Genomic DNA, 21,393 nt, shown 5'->3' with positions numbered 1-21,393 from the left:
GAAGCTGATACCTTGATACAAGTAGAACATTTATCTCATTTTTATCATTCAAATCAGGTTTTAAAAGATATTAATTTTTCACAAGAACAGGGAACCGTGACAGCTATTATTGGACCTAGTGGTTCAGGAAAAACAACTTTACTTCGTACTCTCAACGCACTCGCAACTCCTTCTAAAGGTTCGATAACGATTGATGATTATCAATTTAATGCTGAACAACATACTAAAAAAGATATTTATCATCTTCGACAACAATCAGCAATGGTTTTTCAAAATTATAATTTATTTAAAAACAAAACCGTATTAGAGAATATTACTGAGGGCTTAATTTATGGGCAAGGTAAAGGAAAAAGAGAAGCGATACATATTGCTGAAGATCACTTAAATATGGTGAATTTATTAGAACATAAAGATAAGTACCCTATCCAACTATCAGGAGGTCAAAGTCAACGTGTTGGTATAGTACGTGCACTTGCATTAAATCCTAAAGTACTATTATTAGATGAACCTACATCTGCATTAGACCCTGAATCAATCCAAAGTGTATTAAATCTTATACAACGTATTGCACAACAAGGAATGACAATGGTTATAGTAACTCACGAAATTAGCTTTGCTGAAGCTATTGCTGATCAAATTTTATTTATTGATAACGGAGAACTAGTCGTACATGGTTCACCAAGTGATGTTTTATATAATCAAGATAATGACCGTATTCAACGTTTTATACAACGTATTAGAACGGAGGTAGATGTAAATTGAAACGATTCTTCCCTTGGTTAGTATTAATGAGCGTATTTATATCTACTATAGCTTTATCTGCATGCTCAAATGATCAATCACAACGTGCTACTAAAGCTCATCCAAAAGAAATCAAAGTAGCGTTATCGGCAGAAGTAAATCCTCCATATTTATATACTAATAAAAAGAATGAATTTGTAGGACTTGATATGGATTATATGAAATTATTAGAGAAGAAATTACCACAATATCATTTTAAATATGAAGTTGGTGAAGAAGAGTCTAACCTAGTAGGTATAGGTTCTAAAAAATTTGATATGGGAATTAATTGGTTCTTTAAAACACCCGAACGCGAAAAACAATTTTTATATCAAGATGTTCCTTACAGTTATGCATTACCTATGCTTGCAGTTAATAAAAATAATCATGATATACATCAGCTTAGCGATTTAACTAATAAGAGATTAACTCCAATGGCACCAAGTGGTGGTTTATTTTCTATATTAAAACAATATAACAAGTCACATAAAGAACCTATCAATATAGATACGATTCAAGCACCTTCTAATGGAGATAATTTAAAAATGGTTGGTAATCATCGACGTGATGCAATGTTTTTAAATTGGAATACATATAAAGCGATTCAAGAAAAAGTAAATGAAGATGTTAAAATTGGTGGCATTGTTAAAAAAGAACCGCTTCACATCGTTTATAACAAAGATAATCAACAATTACATGATGATATTGATCAAGCTACTCAAGAATTAAAAAAAGAAGGTAAACTTCAAAAATTATCTAAAAAATATTTTGATATTGATGTGTTTGATGATTTAGAAAATATCAATAAGCATAAGAAACAATTGGAGGTGCAATAATATGTCTGCCACACAATGGTTAGATTTATTTAATCAAGTATTACAACAACTTCCTATTACTCTAGTAATGATTATAAGTGCTTTAATCTTTGCCATTATATTAGGACTATTATTAACAATGATTCGTATTAAACAAACGCCTATATTGGCGCCTTGCGTCAGAATATACCAATCATTTATGAGAAGTACCCCACTTCTACTTCAATTGTTTTTAGTATATTTTGCATTACCTCAATTTTTATTAATATTTCATATAAACATTAATCACTTTGACAGATTATTTTTCATAATATTAGCTTTTAGTCTTCATAGTGCTGCTTATTTATCAGAAGTCTTTCGAGCTGGTTATTTATCTGTTGAATATAGTCAGATTGAAGCTGGATTATCAGTAGGTTTAAGCTATCCGAGAATACTAAAAAATATTATCGTTCCACAAGCTTTACGTAACAGTATTCCTAATTTAACGACTCAGATTATAGAATTAATTAAAGATACATCGTTAGCATTTACTATTGGAATTATAGACATGATGGGACAAGTTCAACTTATTATTGGCAATAATTATGGTTTAGGAATGTTAGAAGTATATATTGTTATTTCTATTATATATTGGATGCTCGCTTTGATTGTTCAAGGTGTGTTTACATTAATTAATAAAGTTTCAGAAAAACCATATCAAGCATAGGAGGCAATCAAATGTCATTCATTTTACATACCTTCATTGAAGTTTTAAAGGGTGTACCAAATACAATTGCAATTACACTTATAGCTATGTTGATTGGTATTATTATAGGTACAGTATTTGCGATTATTCGATTGCAACGAATACCTGTACTATCTCAATTAGTAATCGTTTATAATTCATTTTTCAGAAGTACACCGCTCATAGTTCAATTATTCATTTTCTATTATGGTTTGCCAGCACTTATTCTATGGTTCAACTCAATTTTTCATACTTCACTTAATCCAGATATGGCACATCCATTGATGATTGCTGCAATCACCTTTGCATTGCATGCGACGGCCTATTTATCAGAATCTATTGAAGGTGGTTTACTTTCTGTTGATCCTAAACAAATTGAAGCTGCTCAAACTGTAGGTTTATCTAAATGGAATGTTTATAGACGCATTGTTTTCCCTCAAGCGTTTGGCTATGCATTACCTAATATTGAAAATCAATTTATTATGTTATTAAAAGGAACATCACTTGCTTTTGCTGTACAAGTAACAGAAATTATGGCGATAAGTACTGAAATTGCTAATGAAGGTTATCAATTTGTACCAGTATATACAGTAGCAGCGATATTTTACTGGGCATTGGCAATTGTTATTGAGTATGTGTTCCATAAAATTGAACATCGCACAACACACTATTTAACATCTTAATAAAAAAATTATGGGACTCACTACTTTAATGGTGAGTCCCATAATTTTTAATTAATTTCTACTTCCTATATCTCTATTTTGACGGCCTGCAAATAACATAATCCATGTTGCTAATATAAATGGCATTGTTAATGAAGGTAACCCAAGAGGTTCAAGCATTGTGTTCAAACCTAGATTTAATAGTACTGCTAGTAATAACCCTAAAAAGGCAGAAACATATGTATTAATTGACGTTTTAAATGTTGAGCCTAAAGCTATTGCAGTTAAAATTAAATTATATCCAAATAGTCCTTGGTTGATGTTATCAGTGTTACCACCTAATAAACCAACAATTAAATAACCAATAATACTTCCTACTATTGCAAAAACAAACGCTTTTCTTGAGCCAATTAAAATTCCAATAAGTATTAATAATCCAGCCCATACACTAGGTATTAAAAATACTTCACTAAACCCATCTAAAATGGAATGTAGTAAATTTAAATGATGACCAGAATTACTTGTCACTGGTTTAATGGTGTTTGGTAATAAATTTAATGGTGTTTTCACAGCTTTTACTTGTTCAGATATAGAAACTGCAAACCACGTCAAAATGACAAATGGTGCTGTAAGCATTGCTATTCCGTATGGCTTTAACCATTCTCTTATTGCTGATCCAACAGGTAATGTTAATATTGTTGCCATCAATGTAATTAGAATACCTGCCCAGTTTTCATTTAAAAATAATGTCAAAGCTATTGCAGTTAATACAGGATTAAAACCTGCTAATCCATTATCTATTTCTTCTTGAGAATAGTTAATATATGGCGCAAGTATGTATGCAATGATACTTCCAATTAATGCACTTATTCCGACTTTCCAATTACCAACAAATAATGCAATTAATATAAAAAGCCCTGTGTAATGATTATTAATTAATAAAACTTGTGAAATGTTTTTCAAAATGATTTGAATGGATTTCATGAACTTTTCCCCCAATTCGACAATGAATATGATACAACAATTTAATATTAATGTGTATTAATTCGATATAAAGAATGAAAATGTTTTACTAATTAAAAAATTCAAATAATATTAGTAAACACGCTGTAATCATTAAAAGTTTTGCCCATTTTAATTAAATTTTTAAATTTATGGAATCGTTATACTTGTTTAAAATTAAAAATCGACCTAATATAAAATTTGCAAGTTTATTGCGAACTTTATTTCGGGAAAGAAGGGATTATTTTGCACTTTACACAACGTGAACAAGATAAACTAATGATAGTTGTAGCTGCAGAAGTTGCTCGTCGCAGAAAAGCGCGAGGACTTAAATTAAATCATCCAGAAGCACTTGCATTAATTAGCGATGAATTATTAGAAGGTGCTCGTGATGGTAAAACTGTAGCTGAATTGATGAGTTATGGTAAAACAATTTTAAATGAAGAAGATGTTATGGATGGGGTTGCAAGTATGATTACTGAAATTGAAATTGAAGCAACATTCCCAGATGGAACTAAATTAATCACTGTCCATCATCCAATTGTCTAAGGAGGACATAAGTATGATTCCTGGAGAAATTAGAGTAAAAAAAACAGATATTGAAATTAATCCAAATTCACCTGAAACAGTTATTGAAGTTAAGAATGTTGGAGATCGTCCTATTCAAATTGGTTCACATTTCCACTTTTTTGAAGCTAACTTAGGTTTAGAATTTGAAAGAGACAAAGCATATGGTAAACATTTAGATATTCCAGCTGGTGCCGCTGTCAGATTTGAACCTGGCGATGTAAAACACGTGCAACTAGTAGAGTATTCTGGTAACCGTAGAATTTATGGTTTCCGTGGATTCGTTAATGGTCCAATTGATGGCTCCCGTGTTTATCGCCCTACTGGTGAAGACGACGAGTACGCTGGTGTTTATAATGACGAAGGTCATGAAAATACCAATAAAAAAGGTGGTAAAAGATAATGAGCTTTAAAATGACTCAATCACAATATACAAGTTTATATGGTCCAACAGTTGGAGATGCAATTAGATTAGGCGACACTAACCTATTCGCAGAAGTTGAAAAAGATTATGCCAATTATGGTGACGAAGCAACTTTCGGTGGCGGAAAATCTATCCGTGATGGTATGGCTCAAAATCCTAACGTGACTCGTGATGATAAAAATGTAGCCGATTTAGTTATAACTAATGCAGTCATTATTGACTATGACAAGGTAATTAAAGGCGATATCGGTATTAAAAACGGCTATATTTTTGCAATCGGTAAAGCGGGTAATCCAGATATTATGGATAACGTCAATATAATCATCGGAAGTACAACAGATATTATTTCTGCTGAAGGTAAAATTGTTACAGCGGGTGGTATTGATACACACGTTCACTTTATTAACCCAGAACAAGCTGAAGTTGCTTTAGAAAGTGGTATCACTACTCATATTGGTGGCGGAACTGGTGCATCTGAAGGTGCAAAAGCAACTACAGTTACACCTGGACCTTGGCATATACATCGTATGTTAGAAGCTGCTGAAGCATTACCTATCAATGTAGGTTTCACAGGTAAAGGGCAAGCTGTCAATCATACAGCACTTATTGAACAAATTCACGCTGGGGTTATTGGTTTAAAAGTACACGAAGACTGGGGTGCAACGCCTTCAGCTTTAAGTCATGCTTTAGATGTTGCAGATGAATTCGATGTCCAAATCGCTTTACATGCTGATACATTGAATGAAGCTGGATTTATGGAAGACACTATGAAAGCAATTAAGAACCGTGTGTTACACATGTACCATACTGAGGGTGCTGGTGGTGGTCACGCACCTGACTTAATTAAGTCCGCTTCATATTCAAATATTTTACCTTCATCTACAAACCCAACTCTACCTTATACACATAATACTGTAGACGAACATTTAGACATGGTAATGATTACTCACCATTTAAATGCTTCTATTCCTGAAGATATTGCATTCGCGGATTCTCGTATTCGTAAAGAAACAATTGCTGCAGAAGACGTATTACAAGATATGGGAGTATTCAGTATGATTAGTTCTGACTCTCAAGCTATGGGTCGTGTAGGTGAAGTGATTACACGTACTTGGCAAACTGCTCATCGTATGAAAGAACAACGTGGTGCTTTAGAAGGCGACTCAGAATATAATGATAACAATCGTATTAAACGTTATATCGCTAAATATACTATTAACCCTGCGATTACACATGGTATTTCAGAATATGTTGGCTCAATTGAATCAGGTAAATTAGCTGACCTTGTATTATGGGATCCTGCGTTCTTTGGCGTTAAACCTGAACTTGTAGTTAAAGGTGGTTTAATCAATGTAGCAGTTAACGGTGATGCTAATGGCTCTATTCCAACTTCAGAACCTATGAAATATCGTAAAATGTATGGTCAATATGGTGGTAATATCACTCATACAGCAATGACTTTCGTTTCTAACACTGCATTTGAAAATGGTATTTATAGACAACTTAACTTACAACGTATGGTAAGACCTGTTAAAAACATTCGTAACTTATCTAAAGCAGATATGAAAAATAACAGTGCAACACCTAAATTAGACGTTGATCCACAAACATATGAAGTATTTGTTGACGGTGAAAAAATTACAAGTGAAGCTGCTACTGAGTTACCATTAACTCAAAGATACTTCTTGTTCTAGGAGGAAAATTGTTAATGATTATAGAAGAAATTCAAGGCAATATTGCTAATTTATCAGCTGATGAAAAAAATAAACATGTAGAAAAAGTTTATCTAGAAAATTCTGACTTAGTTAAACGTATCCAACGCGTAAAAACGGATCATGGTAATGAAATTGGTATTCGTTTGAAACAACCTATCGATTTACAGTACGGTGATATTTTATATAAAGATGATACAAACATGATTATCGTTGATGTAAATTCTGAAGATTTACTTGTTATCAAACCACGTACATTAAAAGAAATGGGAGATATTGCCCATCAACTTGGTAATCGTCATTTACCTGCACAGTTCACAGAAACTGAGATGTTAGTACAATATGACTATCTCGTTGAAGATTTACTTAAATCTTTAGGTATTCCTTATAGTCATGAAGATAGAAAAGTAAACCAAGCGTTTAGACATATAGGACATTCTCATGATTGATCATCAAAATTTACGCTTATTTCAGTTCTGTGATTCACAGTTTCCAACCGGTGCATTTAGTCATTCATTCGGCTTGGAAACATATATTCAACATGAAGCGGTACATGATGATTTAACATTTGTTCAATGGTTAAAATTATTTTTAAATGAACAGCTAACTTATTCTGATGGTTTAGCAATGAAAATTGTATACGAAGCCTTAGACAATAATGATGTTGATAAAATCTTACGTATGGATCGACTTATCTTTGTTCAAAGTTTACCTAAAGAAACTCGTGTCGGAGCTAAACAAATGGGCACTCGAATGGTGAAATTAGCTATGGAATTATACGATAGTGAATGGATTCAATGGTATCATGAACAAATGAAAAATAAAAAAGCTAAGTTACATCCAGCAATTTGTTTTACTATGCTTGGTCATTATTTAGGCGTTGATATTAGTACAATTATTGATTATTATCTCTATCAAAATGTATCTAGTCTCACGCAAAATGCAGTAAGAGCTATTCCCTTAGGTCAAACTGCCGGTCAAAAAGTAGTAACTCAAATGATTCCTTATATAGAAGAAACACGAAATCATGTTTTATCTCTTGATGAAAGTGACTTTGGTATGACTGCGCCTGGATTAGAATTAAATCAAATGGAACACGAAAATGTAAATGTAAGAATATTTATTTCATAGGAGGTCAAATATATGACTGAACCAATTAAAATTGGAATTGGTGGACCTGTTGGTGCAGGTAAAACTCAATTAATAGAAAAAGTTGTTAGACGTCTAGCTAAAGATATGAGCATTGGCGTTATAACAAACGATATATATACAAAAGAAGACGAAAAAATCTTAGTCAATACAGGTGTCTTACCAGAAGATAGAATTATCGGTGTTGAAACTGGTGGTTGTCCGCATACAGCAATTCGTGAAGATGCTTCTATGAACTTTGCTGCTATTGATGAATTGTTAGAAAGAAATGATGACATCGAACTTATTTTCATTGAATCTGGTGGCGATAATTTAGCTGCAACATTTAGTCCTGAACTTGTTGACTTTTCAATTTATATTATCGACGTTGCCCAAGGTGAAAAAATTCCACGTAAAGGTGGACAAGGTATGATTAAATCTGATTTCTTTATCATTAATAAGACAGACTTAGCACCTCACGTTGGCGCTTCTTTAGACCAAATGGCTGAAGATACAAAAGTATTTCGTGGTGACAGACCATTCGCATTTACAAACTTAAAAACAGATGAAGGCCTAGATGAAGTTATTGAGTGGATTGAACGAGATACGTTACTAAAAGGATTATCATAATGTCTCAACAATCTTGGACAGGTCAACTTGATTTAACGGTTTTTAACAATGGTAAACGTTCTGTAGCACGTGACATCTTTTTTGAAAAAGCATTAAAAGTCATACGTCCTGTTTACCTAAATGGGTCAACTACCCCTACTTTCTATATTGTTAATGTAGGTGGTGGTTACCTTGATGGTGACCGTTATTCTATGAATTTCAATATTGAAGATAATGCTAGTGTCACATTAACGTCTCAAGGTGCTACAAAAATTTATAAAACTTTAAAAGATCATGTTGAACAATATCAAACTTTCCAATTAAAACCTAATGCTTATATGGAATACGTAGCTGATCCAATCATTGCTTATGAAAATGCTAAATTTTATCAACACAATCGTTTTGATTTAGATGAAACAAGTGCGATGTTTTATACCGATATTCTCACACCTGGTTACTCATCAGATGATAAAAACTTTTCATATAAATATATGCATTTAGTTAATGAAATTTATATCAATAATGAACTCGTAACATACGACAATCTTATGTTAAATCCTGAAAAAAATTCAATTGATTCTTTAGGTTACATGGAAAATTATACACACTTAGGCTCAGCATATTTTATTCATCCTAGTGTAAATCAAAAATTCATTGATGAAATTTATAATCAAATTAAACACTTTGAGAAAGAATTAAACTGTCGATTAGGTATAACGCAATTACCTACTCATGGACTTTCAATTAGAATTTTGTCTAACCGTACGCAGTATATAGAATCCATACTTGAAAAAGCCCAATCTTATATTGCTAATGAACTGTATGATAGAGAAATTAACTTTTTAAGAAAATATTAAATTAAAAGGCATGGTTACAAATGTAACCATGCCTTTTTCAAGCTAAAAAATAAGGATGAAGCTATATTATGTAGTTTAGATGCTATTCAATTTGTGATCAATGGATACTCTTTATCGTATTAACAATAAAAACACATTCACTAACCATTAAATAAATCTCTTTTCTATTTAATAAACTTTCTTACTGATCAACATCTATCATTTCCTAGCTACCCTATTAAATGGAGCATATCATATAAATTTATATACTCCATTCCACTTCTCAATTCCAAAACCTACTTTTCCATTACATCAATCACCTGAATTTGAACCCTTAATATAAGAAATACAATATAATAAAACGAGTTACTTAGATATATTGTTCTAATTCATCAATGAGCTTTTTAATTTTATCTTTTTGTTCTTTAGTTACATATACTATAACTGTACGTTCATCATGAACACTTCTTTTTTTCGATAATAAATCTAACTCTTTTAGTTTTTGTAATGCTTTTGTTAAGTAATATGGTTTAAATTCAGAACATGTCGCAATTTCTTTAGAAGAAATCTCAGTAGAACCACTTTTTAAGATATAATTCAAAATATAAATTTCCTCATAATTCAAATTATATTTCTTTTTAGTGTCTCTAAAGAACTTTTTCACTTGAAATGTAGCTTCTACTAAATCATTAATATTTTTTATTTTTGCCATTTTAAAAACCACTCCTCTGATGCACATCTTGTTGTAGCAAGGCTCACATAATTTCATCTAACTGAATTGAACTCCACCCATGTTACAAAGTTCATTTTAAACAAACAAGTATAAAAATTCAATAATTTTATTACTCGAATTTGCATTTATATATTTATTACTTTTCACAAACATTTATTTAACTTTATTCAAGGTTATTAAAATATGCATATCAAAATTTTAATACTTTTAATTATTGATTATATTTTAATTATTTTATAATAACTATCTGATTAATTGACTTTTTAGAAGTAATTCTACATGTTTAAACTTTTAAAATAAAAAAGCGATAAGCCAGAAAAAATTAAGAATTAATTTATTCACGGTTTATCGCTATATTAATAATTTTAATTCAGCTGATTTTGAAACTCTAAATTACTTTGATTGTAATTTTTCTTTAACAAAATCAACAAAACTTTGTACATCGTTAGATTTAAAATCATGCATTGGAATTTTACCAATATTGAAATCAAAAGTGATTGTTTTACCATCATATTGTATATCATTAACTTCATCATACCCAATACTTCTATAATAAAATTGTCCATTCATATCTACATTCATTATAATTCTTTCTGAAGTAGCTATAAATGCACCTTCAAATTGTGACTGTCCTCTAACTTCGTAATCCATAATGCCTAATACAGAAGGCCCTTTTTTCTCTGTTGGAAATAAATCATTGGGATTTACATTATCTAAAATCATATGTTAACTCCTTCTATCACTTACTAATTTACAAGTTCTTCATTCCTTGTTTTAAAGTATTGTAACATGATTCAATAATAGAAAGTATTAAGGATGCTTTACAATCGTTCAATTTTAATATAATCGTTCTTTCATCTTCTAAACTACGTTCTTTGATTATATAGCCTTTTTGATTTAACTTTTTTATTATAGAACTTAAAGAAACTATACCTACTTGAGTTTTATATCTCATATACTTAACTGTCATTTTATTATCATTATTAAGTAATATTGCTAACAAATACACCTCTTCCAAAGAGAGATTATTAATCATTAATTGTTCATCCATATCATCAAGTACCTCACCACATTTAATAAAATATAAAATGTGGTTACTTACTCTCTGATTTATAACTATCTTTCGAGATTCTAGCATCTCATCAATTTCATTAAATAATAAATGAATTTTATTCTTCTGTTGTTCTGACATAGTAATAACCAATTTTCGTTGATCTTTGTCATCACGTTCTTTTGATATCCAATTGTTTTGATACAAATATTGCAACATTTTTAAAATTGAAAATTTCGATCGCTTATTATACATTTCGAGTTGGCTAATATCTATATGCTTATTTTCATCATATAAATATAATATAAAGTAGAGTAATTTAACATGATTTATAGTTAAATGGTATGAATATTTTAAATAATCATTAGCTAATTTAACTAACATATAGTGTGCTACAAAACAGTTCATTTTCACATATGACATGACATATCTTCCTCTCTACTAATCAGTCATGCATAATTAACTAAATCAATATTTTAATATGTGCTATTGTCATACTTGGTAATCGAATTAAGCTTTCTTCTATGTCTTTTTTAGTCATTTCGCCAATCCAATAAAGGTTCTCTATTTTCATTTCACTTACAATTGATTCATTATCGTTTTTCATTGGTTTCATAAATGTTTGATAATTAATCATGTTAATTTCAGCATGAGTGATTTTATTAATACTTGAGAAATTTAATTGAACTTGCTCAACATTTGGATTTTTGGAAATAGGTAAATCAAATAGTGCAATACATTGATATTCATTTTTATAATTAGTAACTAATAATTGTGTATCTAGATAAACTATATCCCCTCGTAGTTGATTAAAAATATTTAGCATAAATAAAATGGAATCTGACAATGAAATTTGAGATGACTGTTTTTCTTTCAAATCTAAATGTTGCCAATATAAATGAATAGATCTCATATTACATAGATGTTTAAATATATTTTTCAAATTTTTTAAATCAACTATATCAATAAGTTCTTTTGTTGTATTTGTAAATAAATTACTTATCATTAACTTATTTGGTTGCGCTAATTTGATTTTATCTGTCTGATTTATTGGAAGAATAATATAGTCAACGAATGTTTCAACTTGTTCAACTATTGCTAATTGTTCTTCATTAGGTCTCCATAGCAAAATGTGATTATCAAAATATGAATTTAAAATTTGCTTAAGTTCTTTTATTTCAAATAAACTTAATTCATGCATTAAAAATTCAATATTTTCATTTCTAAAGCGTCTTGATACTTGAAACAACGTATTCATAAATTGTTGTAATGCTATTCTTTCTTGCGCTGTAAAATACTTAGATTGTTTAGTTTTGATTTTATAAACAGGCGTCATATGTACATCGTCCATTAATGTCAACAATTGAGTTATGTTATCTTCAAATATTTTTATATTTTGCATAATTAACTCAAAATCAACGTCAATAATGAGATGTATCTCATTACTTCTATAATTCAATTTATTTTTTAATTTTAATAAATCAAAATGACTCAACGTCATTAATTTATTCATTTCTATATAAAGTTGATATGGAAAAATACAATTCTGTTTGTCTTGCGCAGAAAATTGAATATCACATTGTATAGATGTGTTATTAGAACCTTTCTCTATATTACGTATAAGTTTAAACACATTTTCGTCCAATTTAATTTCTTCAGTTTCATTATTTGAGATAGATGTTCCTATGTATTTCTTTCTAATTAATTTAGGAGTTTGTCCATAAGCTTCTTTAAAAAGTTGTATAAATCGAGAATAGTGATTAAACCCATGCTTACCAGCTATATCTTCAATAGGAAGGTTCGTTGAAATAATATCTAATAAACAAAATCTAAGTCTAATATGATTTAAATATTGATTAAAACTATTGAATGGCGTATGACGAAACATTTCTGTTAATAATTGGCTAGGTATTTTTGTAGCAGACACGAGATCACTTTTAATAATTTTTTGTGAATGATTCTTAACTAAGTATTCATGAACTGGTTCAGCAATAAAAGATAATTTTTCATTATCATTAATATTTGAATCAACTGAACATAGTTCGATACACAAGTATTTAATAACTTTATCTATCGTCATGTATTGAGTTTGATTGATACATCTTAATTCAATTAGTTTCTTTAATAACCAAGATATTCTTGTATGATTTTCTGAATTAATTTCTCCACCTAATAAACTCGTCCCAGGAGTCATAAATCTCATAAAATCCTTTGCCGAAATTTCTATTAGACTAGTTATAGCTTGTTCTTCACTATTAATTTGATACACATCATTAATCATAATAAGTGCAATGCTACCGGTTTGCATTTTATATCTTTTTAAGTTGATTAATATATCTCCATTCCCTTTCAACCAATAAACTAGTTTAACATTTGTCTCTTTACTATTATTAATAATTAAATTCTTGAAAACACGAATTGAATAATTTTCTATCATTTAAATTCCTCACGTTGCATATAGACATATTTCTAATCTTTATTTTGTCCCCATTTCTTTTAAATCTTTAAATTAGATAACATCTATCTTCTTACTTAATTGTATAATGATTCAAAAATTTATAGTAGCAATTTATTTTTATATTATATCATTTTTTAATTATATTTAAATAGCATGTTTTGAACTATATGTTACTTTATCCATATTTCTTAATATTTTATCACTGCTCATTCATCTTACTTTGATTTTAAAATATGCACGTTAGTCAACGTATGATTAAAAGAGGTTGTCTCACACTTAAAAATTTTGTTTATACTTTTCATCTATATTCAATTTAAATTTTCTGTAAATTTACAGATATGTAACACATCATTTTGTAACTTTTTTAATATATTTGATAAATAGCTTAACCACCATATTTATGTGCCTTTCATGTACTATTATATTAATTTTAAATTGTGTAACAATATTAGCATAAAATTACAAATCAATAACAAGGCACACAAATTCACTTTTTTTTGGTAAAGTATGTCTTGTCGTTAACAAACGAAATAAAACTTACATAAACTATAGCATTAATGCTATTTAAACTTTTTAAACATATTTTAGGAGGATATTTATCAAATGAAAAAAATCGCTACAGCTACAATCGCAACTGCAGGAATCGCTACTTTCGCTTTTGCAAGTCATGATGCTCAAGCAGCAGAAAATAATAACGGGGGCTACAACCCAAATGACCCAAGTTCATATAGTTACTCATACACAATCGATCAACAAGGTAACTACCACTACACTTGGAAAGGTAACTGGAGTCCAAATCAAGTAAACCAAAATAATAGCTACGATTATGGTTACAATACTCAAGCTTACAATTACAACAATAATAATTACAATAGTTATAACAATAATTACAATAGCTACAAAAATAGTTATGATTACGGCTATAATACACAAGCTTATAATCAAAACAACCAACGTACAGGTGGTCTTGGTGCTAGTTACTCAACTTCAAGCAGCAATGTACATGTAACTACTACTACTGCACCATCATCAAACGGTGTATCATTATCTCAAGCATCTTCAAATGGTGGTAACTTATATACTGCTGGTCAATGTACTTATTACGTATATGATCGCGTAGGTGGTAAAGTTGGATCAACTTGGGGCAATGCTAATAACTGGGCAAATGCTGCTGCAGCTGCAGGTTATACAGTAAATAATAAACCAGCTGCTGGTTCTATTTTACAAACAACTCAAGGTGGATATGGTCACGTTGCATATGTTGAAAGTGTAAATAGTAATGGTTCAGTACGTGTATCTGAAATGAATTATGGTCATGGTGCTGGTGTTGTTACTTCACGTACAATCTCAGCTAGTCAAGCCGCTTCATATAACTACATTCACTAATCAATTTTAAATATTAATAAAAAGAAGACCGAACTATAAGTCACTTTCTAGTGATTTCATAGCTCGGTCTTCTTATATTATATTAGTGCAACTATTATTTACTCATCAAAAATGTCGTAACTTATCATTCGACATAGTCAATAACCAAACGAACCAGGTAATATCAATATATCTCACCTGGTTCTTTGATTATAAACAAATTCAAATAAATTTCTTGATTAGTCTTTCTCATAATAATTGGCAATTTATTAATATGTTGTTTAAAAGAATTCGTTTAGTCTAATATTTCACGGTTAAATTCCGCTACAAAACTTAACCCCTACTCTAATTAGAAGGATATTTATCATAGTTAAAACATAATGAAGATATAATCGCTACAATTTATACCTATGTAATTGTTTTAACGTATTTACTATTTTCCACTTATTTATTAATTTAAACTTCATTTTTATTAATTTTTTTAATTCCTATTCCTGTAAAGCCATATATCACTGCTATAATTGCGCAAATGTAACAAGGAACTGTCCAAATAAAGAAGTCATTAACATTTACATTTAATTGTTGTGCATAGTATATACCTGAAGTACCCCAAGGAATTAAGGGTAACACCATTGTACTTGAATCTTCTAACGTTCTTGATAACACAGTTTGCGATAATTGTCTTTCTTCAAACATTTCTTTCATTAAAACGCCAACCATAATGATGACGATAGAAGCTACACCTGCCGCAAAAACTAACATAAGACAACATACAACTGTTATTAAAATCAGTGTCCCTACTGAATTAACACCCTTAGAGACAGTTTTTAACAATACGTCTAAACAACCTGTTCTTTCTACTATCCCCGCAAATGCATAACCGCAAAATATCGTAACTATAATTTCGGTCATACTCATCATACCGCCTTGCTCAATAAGTGCTTTAACATTATTCGACACATGGCTATGATTCGTCATTGTATGGCTAAAGCCATTAAATGTCGCTTTAAATCCATCAACAATATTGAAATGATTATTAAATGTACCGACTAATAATGCACTTAAACTTGATATTAACATCGCAGGTACTGTAGATATTTTACATAGTAAACAAATGATTATAACAATTAAAGGAATCCATACAAATACATTGATATGATATATCTTTGCAAGTTCATGTAGTAATTGTTCAATTTGTTTAGGATTAGTTTGACTATGGTAGCGTAATCCAGCAAAAAACCAAACAATTAAACCTATGATTGATGCAGGAATTGTTGTCCACATCATCGATTTGATATGTGCAAAGATATTCACCTTTGTAACTAAAGCAGCTAAATTGGTAGTATCAGAAAGTGGCGACATTTTATCACCAAAAACAGCTCCAGCAATAATTGCACCGGCAGCCATACCACTATCAATGCCTAATTGATTTCCTATTGATATTAAAGCAATCCCTGCAGTGGATGCAGATCCCCAAGCAGTCCCTGTTGCTACTGAAGTAATTGCACTAATTATAAAAGCTGATACTAAATAATAACTCGGATTTAAGAAATTTAGACCATAATAAATGAGTGCCGGAACTGTACCTGAAAACATCCAGCTACCAACTATAACACCTACTGCTAAAATGATAAATATAGCTGGCATTGCTGTATTTAAACGCTTAGAAATTCCTTCTTCCAAATCTCCCCATCGTAAGCCTACACGGTATGCAATACAAGCTGCATATGCAGAAGAGATCAATAACAATACTTGAATAGGTATGTTAAATATTACAAAACCAGTAGTTACTACTATTACCATAACTATAATAGTAGATATCGATTCTAAAAAAGTTGGTTGTCTTTTCATATATTTTCCCCTTATCTATACTTTTCTTTTTGAAACAAGACCTCTTTCCTTTCAATATTTTTGACATGTAATTATTCTAAATCTAATTTATCTAATCCTAATTCTTCTACAGTTAAACCATCTTCAAAGAAATCACGTTCTAATATAGTAGAAGCAATGACAATGACTGCATCTATATTAGGTGTAGGTACATCTATGACACGGCCTAAACTTGACCATAGCACTAGACCATATGCAATATCCTCTGTCAGATATCTATTTTCCACATGATTAGGACCTGGAATTTGAGAAAATACTGGACTGGTATTAAATAATCTATTTAATGGTTCGTCTTCATCTTTACGTTCTAAATACCCTCTTTGAATTCTTGATTCTTTAGCGGTTTCTAACTCAAAACCTAATTTACGTCCTAAATTTAAACGTTCTAATTCAATGCCATGAAGTAAACGTACCGTATGTTTTGTTATTCCTTCTTTATATAATGAGAACTCTTCTGCATAATCTATACGACCTACATTTAATAAAGTTGGTCCTGGATGAACTTCGGGGTTACCATTTTCTAAATTAGTTTTAAGTAAACTTTCTTCTTTAACTAGGTTTGGATAAATTTCTGATACTTTATCATAACTATCATTCAATTCTTCTCTGTTAAATGTTGAGAAATAAACTCTACGTACGTTTAAAGATAAATCAACACGTGCTTCATTAAAGTCAACACGAGTCCCATATGTTAATGTATTCGCTTCTGCAAAATTAGGCATAACATCAATATGTCTGTCTTCTAATACATTCATAAAACGAATAGATGCCATAGAAGCTGCAATGTTAAAGAATATTAATTGATCATTTGTCACATGATAAGACATCACTTTTGCATAATATTCTATAAATGAAGAAGGAATAATAACTTGAATAATTTCTGCATCTTTCATTACATCTTCAATATCATCACTAATATTAGTGAATTCTATAAATTTTTCTTCGCCTTCATTATTAAAATCAAACCCACCACGTTCAAATGCTTTATTGAACTTTTCAATAGATTGATTTCGGCAATATAATTTAACATCATGCCCTTTGTCTACCATATCTAAAGCAGCTGTTACTGCACCATTACCTGATCCAATAATTGCAATTTTCATATAAAAACCTCTTTCTTATTTATATTTCATTAAAAAGGTGGAACTAAAATGGCTTTATAAAAAGTTATCCTAGTCCCACTCTATACCTTCGTAAATCATTAATAATTTTACATTTCTACATTATAATTGTTGATACAATATGATTAAACTATTTATTTAGTTTAGTCACCATTTACATATTAAATTTATATATAAACTTAGGTTACAGAATACTTAATGACGAAACTAATAATTTTATATATCCTATTTTAAAATAAATAAACCTGTAGATAGACGATAAGACAAAACATGTTATTATATAAACTAAAAACTTATTTATTAATTTATAAACATTTGATATAGTAAAGATGTAATAAATTTAATTTACATATAAAACGGGGGTATTCCTATGGCAGAACAATTGCAAGATAATGAAATATCTGATCAAACGTCTCAAATGGTTGATTCGAACGATGAAGATTCACGTCTTATGTCTATGCTAATATATCTACTAAGTTTATTTAGTGGCATTATTGGACCGATTATTATTTGGGTTATTAAACGTAAAGAATCTAAACTTGTTGATAAAGCTGGTAAGAACTATTTTAATTTTGCTATTTCGTATACTATTTGGACAATCATTCTTACAGTAATTATGTTAATACCTTTTATTATCGGTTTAAGTATGAATAATGATACTGCCGCAATAATTGGCATCATCTTCTATATTGTTGGCATAATTGCATTATTAGTTTTATGTTTACTATCATTTATTTTTACTATCATTGCATGTGTAAAATATTATGGTGGTAAAGAATATTTAATTCCTTTAAGCATAAGATTTTTCAAATAATTTCTGGATAGTTTATTACAACCTCTTGTAATATATGTTTTTTAGAAATGTTACTTATATTAAAAAAATAGATTTACAACGCCTTTGGAAGCGTTAACTATATTTATTACCATGATTTTTGTTTATTACAACAAGAGTCATGGTTTTTTTAATTTAATTACGATAGTGTAACAACACACACAAAGTCATTGATATCTGTTAAAGTTACTCTTGTCGTAAAACGATTAAAACTTAAATTGGTAAATGAAGATGATATTTGGATCGCTACACCATATCACTTTACATATTAATACCAAACAAATTCGGGAGGATATTTATCATGAAAAAAATTGCAACTATTACTACATTAACAGCAGGCATTGGCGCTGCATATTTCGGTACAACATCTTATCATGCAGATGCTGCTGAATTTAATCAACCAAATAATCAATCATATAATACAACACAGACTTCAACTACAACTACTACAACATCTACTACTACACAGAATTCTTCATCTGGTAATTTATATACTGCTGGTCAATGTACTTGGTACGTATATGACAAAGTCGGTGGAAAAATTGGTTCAACTTGGGGAGATGCTAGAAATTGGGCATCAGCAGCACAACAAGCTGGTTATACAGTAAACAACACACCTAAAGCAGGATCAATTTTACAATCGTCAGCTGGCGGCTACGGTCACGTTGCTTATGTTGAAAATGTTAGCAGCGATGGATCAGTTACAGTTTCAGAAATGAACTATAATGGTGGACCTTTCTCTGTTAGTACACGTACTATCTCAGCAAGTGAAGCTGGTTCATACAACTATATCCATATCTAATATTGATAGTAATTTGAATAATGAATAAAAACTTGTAAATGATTAATTAATCATTTACAAGTTTTTTTATGTTATAACACTTACATTTTGCCTCTTATCACCGATTTTGAGAGAATAGATTTATTGTCATTTTATTAGGAGGAATACAATATTGAAATGGTTAAAAGTCATTTTAGCAGGATTAGTAGAAATCATATGGGTTACTGGTTTAAAAAACACTGATTCATTTATTAGTTGGTTAGTAACCCTTATTTTTATATTTTTAAGCTTCTATCTTGTGATTGATACTACTAAAAGCTTACCTGTAGGTACTGTATACGCTTTTTTTGTTGGTATAGGAGCTGCAGGTACAGTTATTGTTGATATGGTCTTTTTCAATCAACCTTTTACATTTATTAAATTATTTCTAATTATATTATTAATATTAGGAATTATCGGTTTAAAACTTTCAACGAATGAAGATGTTGAAGGAGGTCATCAATAATGGCATGGATATATCTCATCATCGCTGGTTGTCTAGAAATTACTGGCGTTGTATTTATGAATGAATGGTCTCGAACTAAAAATAAAATATTTATGATTTTAATTGGGATAGCTTTTGTCTGTAGTTTTAGCACATTGAAGCTTTCAATGACTGAAATACCTATGGGTACTGCTTATGCTATTTGGACAGGCATTGGTACAGCGGGAGGTACTATTATAGGTATGATTTTTTATAATGAATCTAAAAATGTATTTCGTATTATATGTATTGCAATGATATTAGCTGCTGTAATCGGATTACGATTAATAAGTTAATTTGATCTATTCTTATAGTTGAATTAATTGTTAAGACTCCTATCTTTTTATATACTGTTGATAAAAGGAGTGATTAGGATGGAAAAGGTATTTATAGCAGGTGCAATTCCAGAAGTTGGATTAGAACTTTTGAAAAAGCATTTTGAAGTAGAAATGTATGATGACGAAGGTTTAATAAGTAAAGAAGCATTGATAAATGGTGTTAAAGATGCAACAGCATTAGTAAGTTTACTATCAACAAACGTTGATAAAGAAGTTATTGATAGTGGTAAAAACTTAAAAATCATTGCAAATTATGGTGCTGGCTTCAACAATGTCGATATTGACTATGCACGTGAAAAAAATATCGATGTTACAAATACGCCGAAAGCTTCAACTAATGCAACAGCTGATTTAACAATTGGTCTTATCTTAAGTGTTGCGCGTCGTATCGTTGAAGGTGATGAATTATCTCGTACTAAAGGATTTGATGGTTGGGCACCTTTATTCTTTAGAGGACGAGAAGTATCTGAAAAAACTATTGGTATTATAGGTTTAGGTGAAATTGGTGGTGCAGTTGCAAAACGTGCACGTGCATTTGATATGGACGTTTTATACACTGGTCCTCATCGTAAAGAAGAAAAAGAAAGAGATATCGGAGCTAAATACGTAGACTTAGATACTTTATTGGAAAATGCAGACTTCATTACTATAAATGCTGCATACAATCCCGATTTACACCATTTAATTGATACTGAGCAATTTAAGAAAATGAAATCAACAGCTTACTTAGTAAATGCAGGACGTGGCCCTATCGTCAACGAACAATCATTAGTACAAGCACTAAAAAATAAAGAAATCGAAGGCGCTGCTTTAGACGTTTATGAATTTGAGCCTCAAATCACTGATGAATTAAAAACATTAAAAAATGTAGTATTAACACCTCATATTGGTAATGCAACATTTGAAGCAAGAGATATGATGGCTAAAATTGTTGCTAACGACACTATTAAAAAACTTAATGGCGAAACGCCTCAATTTATTGTGAATAATAAATAATGGTAATTAAAAACAGCAATCAAGCTCATCAAAGAGCTTGATTGCT

24 protein-coding genes are annotated in these 21,393 nt (G+C 30.2%); 17 read left to right on the top strand and 7 right to left on the bottom strand.

Going from position 1 to position 21,393, the window contains the following annotated elements; genetic code table 11:
- Window positions 1–12 precede the first annotated feature (12 nt).
- The 4 genes from Q4528_RS09090 to Q4528_RS09075 are packed head-to-tail and all read left to right on the top strand — an operon-like array spanning window position 13 to window position 3,002.
- On the top strand, window positions 13–762 hold the full coding sequence (locus Q4528_RS09090; RefSeq protein ID WP_017638554.1) for an amino acid ABC transporter ATP-binding protein: 750 nt from the start codon (window positions 13–15) through the stop codon (window positions 760–762).
- Window positions 763–788: 26 nt separating this feature from the next.
- Window positions 789–1,616 (top strand): amino acid ABC transporter substrate-binding protein, encoded by an 828-nt coding sequence (locus Q4528_RS09085; protein WP_070453748.1) that lies wholly within the window; start codon window positions 789–791, stop codon window positions 1,614–1,616.
- Window position 1,617: 1 nt separating this feature from the next.
- Window positions 1,618–2,301, top strand: coding sequence for an amino acid ABC transporter permease (locus Q4528_RS09080; RefSeq protein WP_029055842.1), 684 nt, complete (start codon window positions 1,618–1,620; stop codon window positions 2,299–2,301).
- A gap of 11 nt (window positions 2,302–2,312) precedes the next feature.
- Window positions 2,313–3,002, top strand: a complete 690-nt coding sequence (locus tag Q4528_RS09075) for an amino acid ABC transporter permease (RefSeq protein ID WP_303521307.1) — start codon at window positions 2,313–2,315, stop codon at window positions 3,000–3,002.
- Window positions 3,003–3,053: 51 nt separating this feature from the next.
- On the opposite strand, the gene yut is transcribed toward Q4528_RS09075, so the two are convergent.
- Complete coding sequence (gene yut / locus Q4528_RS09070) at window positions 3,054–3,965, bottom strand: urea transporter (RefSeq protein ID WP_029055840.1); 912 nt, start codon at window positions 3,963–3,965, stop codon at window positions 3,054–3,056.
- Between the two features lie 264 nt (window positions 3,966–4,229).
- Between yut and Q4528_RS09065 the strand changes: the two genes are divergently transcribed.
- The 7 genes from Q4528_RS09065 to Q4528_RS09035 are packed head-to-tail and all read left to right on the top strand — an operon-like array spanning window position 4,230 to window position 9,280.
- Complete coding sequence (locus Q4528_RS09065) at window positions 4,230–4,532, top strand: urease subunit gamma (RefSeq protein ID WP_017638559.1); 303 nt, start codon at window positions 4,230–4,232, stop codon at window positions 4,530–4,532.
- Window positions 4,533–4,545: 13 nt separating this feature from the next.
- Window positions 4,546–4,953, top strand: coding sequence for an urease subunit beta (locus Q4528_RS09060; protein ID WP_017638560.1), 408 nt, complete (start codon window positions 4,546–4,548; stop codon window positions 4,951–4,953).
- The gene (ureC, locus tag Q4528_RS09055) at window positions 4,953–6,668 is read left to right on the top strand and encodes an urease subunit alpha (protein ID WP_046467140.1); all 1,716 of its coding nucleotides are present in this window, start codon (window positions 4,953–4,955) and stop codon (window positions 6,666–6,668) included. The genes Q4528_RS09060 and ureC overlap by 1 nt, the downstream gene beginning before the upstream one ends.
- A 14-nt stretch (window positions 6,669–6,682) precedes the next feature.
- Window positions 6,683–7,135, top strand: a complete 453-nt coding sequence (gene ureE / locus Q4528_RS09050; protein WP_017638562.1) for an urease accessory protein UreE — start codon at window positions 6,683–6,685, stop codon at window positions 7,133–7,135.
- Window positions 7,128–7,817 (top strand): urease accessory protein UreF, encoded by a 690-nt coding sequence (locus tag Q4528_RS09045; RefSeq protein WP_046467139.1) that lies wholly within the window; start codon window positions 7,128–7,130, stop codon window positions 7,815–7,817. Before ureE ends, Q4528_RS09045 begins: the two co-directional genes overlap by 8 nt.
- Before the next feature lie 12 nt (window positions 7,818–7,829).
- Window positions 7,830–8,444 (top strand): urease accessory protein UreG, encoded by a 615-nt coding sequence (gene ureG / locus Q4528_RS09040; protein ID WP_017638564.1) that lies wholly within the window; start codon window positions 7,830–7,832, stop codon window positions 8,442–8,444.
- Entirely contained in the window at window positions 8,444–9,280 is an 837-nt protein-coding gene (locus Q4528_RS09035; RefSeq protein WP_017638565.1) for an urease accessory protein UreD, read from the top strand. Before ureG ends, Q4528_RS09035 begins: the two co-directional genes overlap by 1 nt.
- 349 nt (window positions 9,281–9,629) lie before the next feature.
- Here Q4528_RS09035 and Q4528_RS09030 read toward each other — a convergent pair whose 3' ends face one another.
- The 4 genes from Q4528_RS09030 to Q4528_RS09015 form a co-directional block, all read right to left on the bottom strand.
- Entirely contained in the window at window positions 9,630–9,971 is a 342-nt protein-coding gene (locus tag Q4528_RS09030) for a transcriptional regulator, SarA/Rot family (protein WP_029055839.1), read from the bottom strand.
- Between the two features lie 414 nt (window positions 9,972–10,385).
- On the bottom strand, window positions 10,386–10,715 hold the full coding sequence (locus Q4528_RS09025) for a PH domain-containing protein (protein ID WP_046467138.1): 330 nt from the start codon (window positions 10,713–10,715) through the stop codon (window positions 10,386–10,388).
- Between the two features lie 28 nt (window positions 10,716–10,743).
- The gene (locus tag Q4528_RS09020) at window positions 10,744–11,466 is read right to left on the bottom strand and encodes a transcriptional regulator, SarA/Rot family (RefSeq protein WP_046467137.1); all 723 of its coding nucleotides are present in this window, start codon (window positions 11,464–11,466) and stop codon (window positions 10,744–10,746) included.
- 40 nt (window positions 11,467–11,506) lie between these two features.
- Window positions 11,507–13,480 (bottom strand): helix-turn-helix transcriptional regulator, encoded by a 1,974-nt coding sequence (locus tag Q4528_RS09015; RefSeq protein WP_072291830.1) that lies wholly within the window; start codon window positions 13,478–13,480, stop codon window positions 11,507–11,509.
- 624 nt (window positions 13,481–14,104) lie between these two features.
- Here Q4528_RS09015 and Q4528_RS09010 point away from each other — a divergent pair.
- Entirely contained in the window at window positions 14,105–14,887 is a 783-nt protein-coding gene (locus Q4528_RS09010; protein ID WP_017636248.1) for a CHAP domain-containing protein, read from the top strand.
- Between the two features lie 435 nt (window positions 14,888–15,322).
- Here the strand turns inward: Q4528_RS09010 and nhaC are convergent, their stop codons facing one another.
- Complete coding sequence (nhaC, locus tag Q4528_RS09005; protein ID WP_303521301.1) at window positions 15,323–16,717, bottom strand: Na+/H+ antiporter NhaC; 1,395 nt, start codon at window positions 16,715–16,717, stop codon at window positions 15,323–15,325.
- A gap of 71 nt (window positions 16,718–16,788) precedes the next feature.
- Entirely contained in the window at window positions 16,789–17,859 is a 1,071-nt protein-coding gene (locus tag Q4528_RS09000) for an NAD/NADP-dependent octopine/nopaline dehydrogenase family protein (RefSeq protein WP_017636250.1), read from the bottom strand.
- Between the two features lie 388 nt (window positions 17,860–18,247).
- Between Q4528_RS09000 and Q4528_RS08995 the strand changes: the two genes are divergently transcribed.
- The 5 genes from Q4528_RS08995 to Q4528_RS08975 all read left to right on the top strand — a co-directional run bounded on the left by Q4528_RS08995 (window position 18,248) and on the right by Q4528_RS08975 (window position 21,347).
- The gene (locus tag Q4528_RS08995; protein WP_046467134.1) at window positions 18,248–18,691 is read left to right on the top strand and encodes a DUF4870 domain-containing protein; all 444 of its coding nucleotides are present in this window, start codon (window positions 18,248–18,250) and stop codon (window positions 18,689–18,691) included.
- A 319-nt stretch (window positions 18,692–19,010) separates the two neighbouring features.
- Window positions 19,011–19,511, top strand: a complete 501-nt coding sequence (locus Q4528_RS08990; protein ID WP_303521297.1) for a CHAP domain-containing protein — start codon at window positions 19,011–19,013, stop codon at window positions 19,509–19,511.
- A gap of 151 nt (window positions 19,512–19,662) precedes the next feature.
- Window positions 19,663–19,995: a DMT family transporter gene (locus Q4528_RS08985; protein WP_046467132.1), complete on the top strand. Its 333-nt coding sequence runs from the start codon at window positions 19,663–19,665 to the stop codon at window positions 19,993–19,995.
- Window positions 19,995–20,309: a DMT family transporter gene (locus Q4528_RS08980; RefSeq protein ID WP_017636447.1), complete on the top strand. Its 315-nt coding sequence runs from the start codon at window positions 19,995–19,997 to the stop codon at window positions 20,307–20,309. The genes Q4528_RS08985 and Q4528_RS08980 overlap by 1 nt, the downstream gene beginning before the upstream one ends.
- 78 nt (window positions 20,310–20,387) lie before the next feature.
- Entirely contained in the window at window positions 20,388–21,347 is a 960-nt protein-coding gene (locus Q4528_RS08975; RefSeq protein ID WP_046467131.1) for a 2-hydroxyacid dehydrogenase family protein, read from the top strand.
- Window positions 21,348–21,393: the final 46 nt, after the last annotated feature.

It is taken from the genome of Staphylococcus pasteuri (assembly GCF_030547725.1).
Lineage (GTDB): Bacteria > Bacillota > Bacilli > Staphylococcales > Staphylococcaceae > Staphylococcus > Staphylococcus pasteuri.
The sequence above is the reverse complement of the archived record's forward strand: the minus strand, read 5'-3'. Positions and strand labels throughout refer to the sequence as shown.

What these genes read in the sequence shown, in the direction of transcription:
- Q4528_RS09015 (WP_072291830.1), bottom strand. Translation starts at nt 13,480, where the DNA reads ATGATAGAAAATTATTCAATTCGTGTTTTCAAGAATTTAATTATTAAT.
- Q4528_RS09010 (WP_017636248.1), top strand. Translation starts at nt 14,105, where the DNA reads ATGAAAAAAATCGCTACAGCTACAATCGCAACTGCAGGAATCGCTACT.
- Q4528_RS09030 (WP_029055839.1), bottom strand. Translation starts at nt 9,971, where the DNA reads ATGGCAAAAATAAAAAATATTAATGATTTAGTAGAAGCTACATTTCAA.
- Q4528_RS09060 (WP_017638560.1), top strand. Translation starts at nt 4,546, where the DNA reads ATGATTCCTGGAGAAATTAGAGTAAAAAAAACAGATATTGAAATTAAT.
- Q4528_RS09000 (WP_017636250.1), bottom strand. Translation starts at nt 17,859, where the DNA reads ATGAAAATTGCAATTATTGGATCAGGTAATGGTGCAGTAACAGCTGCT.
- ureG (WP_017638564.1), top strand. Translation starts at nt 7,830, where the DNA reads ATGACTGAACCAATTAAAATTGGAATTGGTGGACCTGTTGGTGCAGGT.
- Q4528_RS09045 (WP_046467139.1), top strand. Translation starts at nt 7,128, where the DNA reads ATGATTGATCATCAAAATTTACGCTTATTTCAGTTCTGTGATTCACAG.
- Q4528_RS09020 (WP_046467137.1), bottom strand. Translation starts at nt 11,466, where the DNA reads ATGTCATATGTGAAAATGAACTGTTTTGTAGCACACTATATGTTAGTT.
- nhaC (WP_303521301.1), bottom strand. Translation starts at nt 16,717, where the DNA reads ATGAAAAGACAACCAACTTTTTTAGAATCGATATCTACTATTATAGTT.
- Q4528_RS09075 (WP_303521307.1), top strand. Translation starts at nt 2,313, where the DNA reads ATGTCATTCATTTTACATACCTTCATTGAAGTTTTAAAGGGTGTACCA.
- Q4528_RS08980 (WP_017636447.1), top strand. Translation starts at nt 19,995, where the DNA reads ATGGCATGGATATATCTCATCATCGCTGGTTGTCTAGAAATTACTGGC.
- Q4528_RS08995 (WP_046467134.1), top strand. Translation starts at nt 18,248, where the DNA reads ATGGCAGAACAATTGCAAGATAATGAAATATCTGATCAAACGTCTCAA.
- Q4528_RS09085 (WP_070453748.1), top strand. Translation starts at nt 789, where the DNA reads ATGAGCGTATTTATATCTACTATAGCTTTATCTGCATGCTCAAATGAT.
- Q4528_RS08990 (WP_303521297.1), top strand. Translation starts at nt 19,011, where the DNA reads ATGAAAAAAATTGCAACTATTACTACATTAACAGCAGGCATTGGCGCT.
- Q4528_RS09080 (WP_029055842.1), top strand. Translation starts at nt 1,618, where the DNA reads ATGTCTGCCACACAATGGTTAGATTTATTTAATCAAGTATTACAACAA.
- Q4528_RS09035 (WP_017638565.1), top strand. Translation starts at nt 8,444, where the DNA reads ATGTCTCAACAATCTTGGACAGGTCAACTTGATTTAACGGTTTTTAAC.
- yut (WP_029055840.1), bottom strand. Translation starts at nt 3,965, where the DNA reads ATGAAATCCATTCAAATCATTTTGAAAAACATTTCACAAGTTTTATTA.
- Q4528_RS08975 (WP_046467131.1), top strand. Translation starts at nt 20,388, where the DNA reads ATGGAAAAGGTATTTATAGCAGGTGCAATTCCAGAAGTTGGATTAGAA.
- ureC (WP_046467140.1), top strand. Translation starts at nt 4,953, where the DNA reads ATGAGCTTTAAAATGACTCAATCACAATATACAAGTTTATATGGTCCA.
- ureE (WP_017638562.1), top strand. Translation starts at nt 6,683, where the DNA reads ATGATTATAGAAGAAATTCAAGGCAATATTGCTAATTTATCAGCTGAT.
- Q4528_RS09025 (WP_046467138.1), bottom strand. Translation starts at nt 10,715, where the DNA reads ATGATTTTAGATAATGTAAATCCCAATGATTTATTTCCAACAGAGAAA.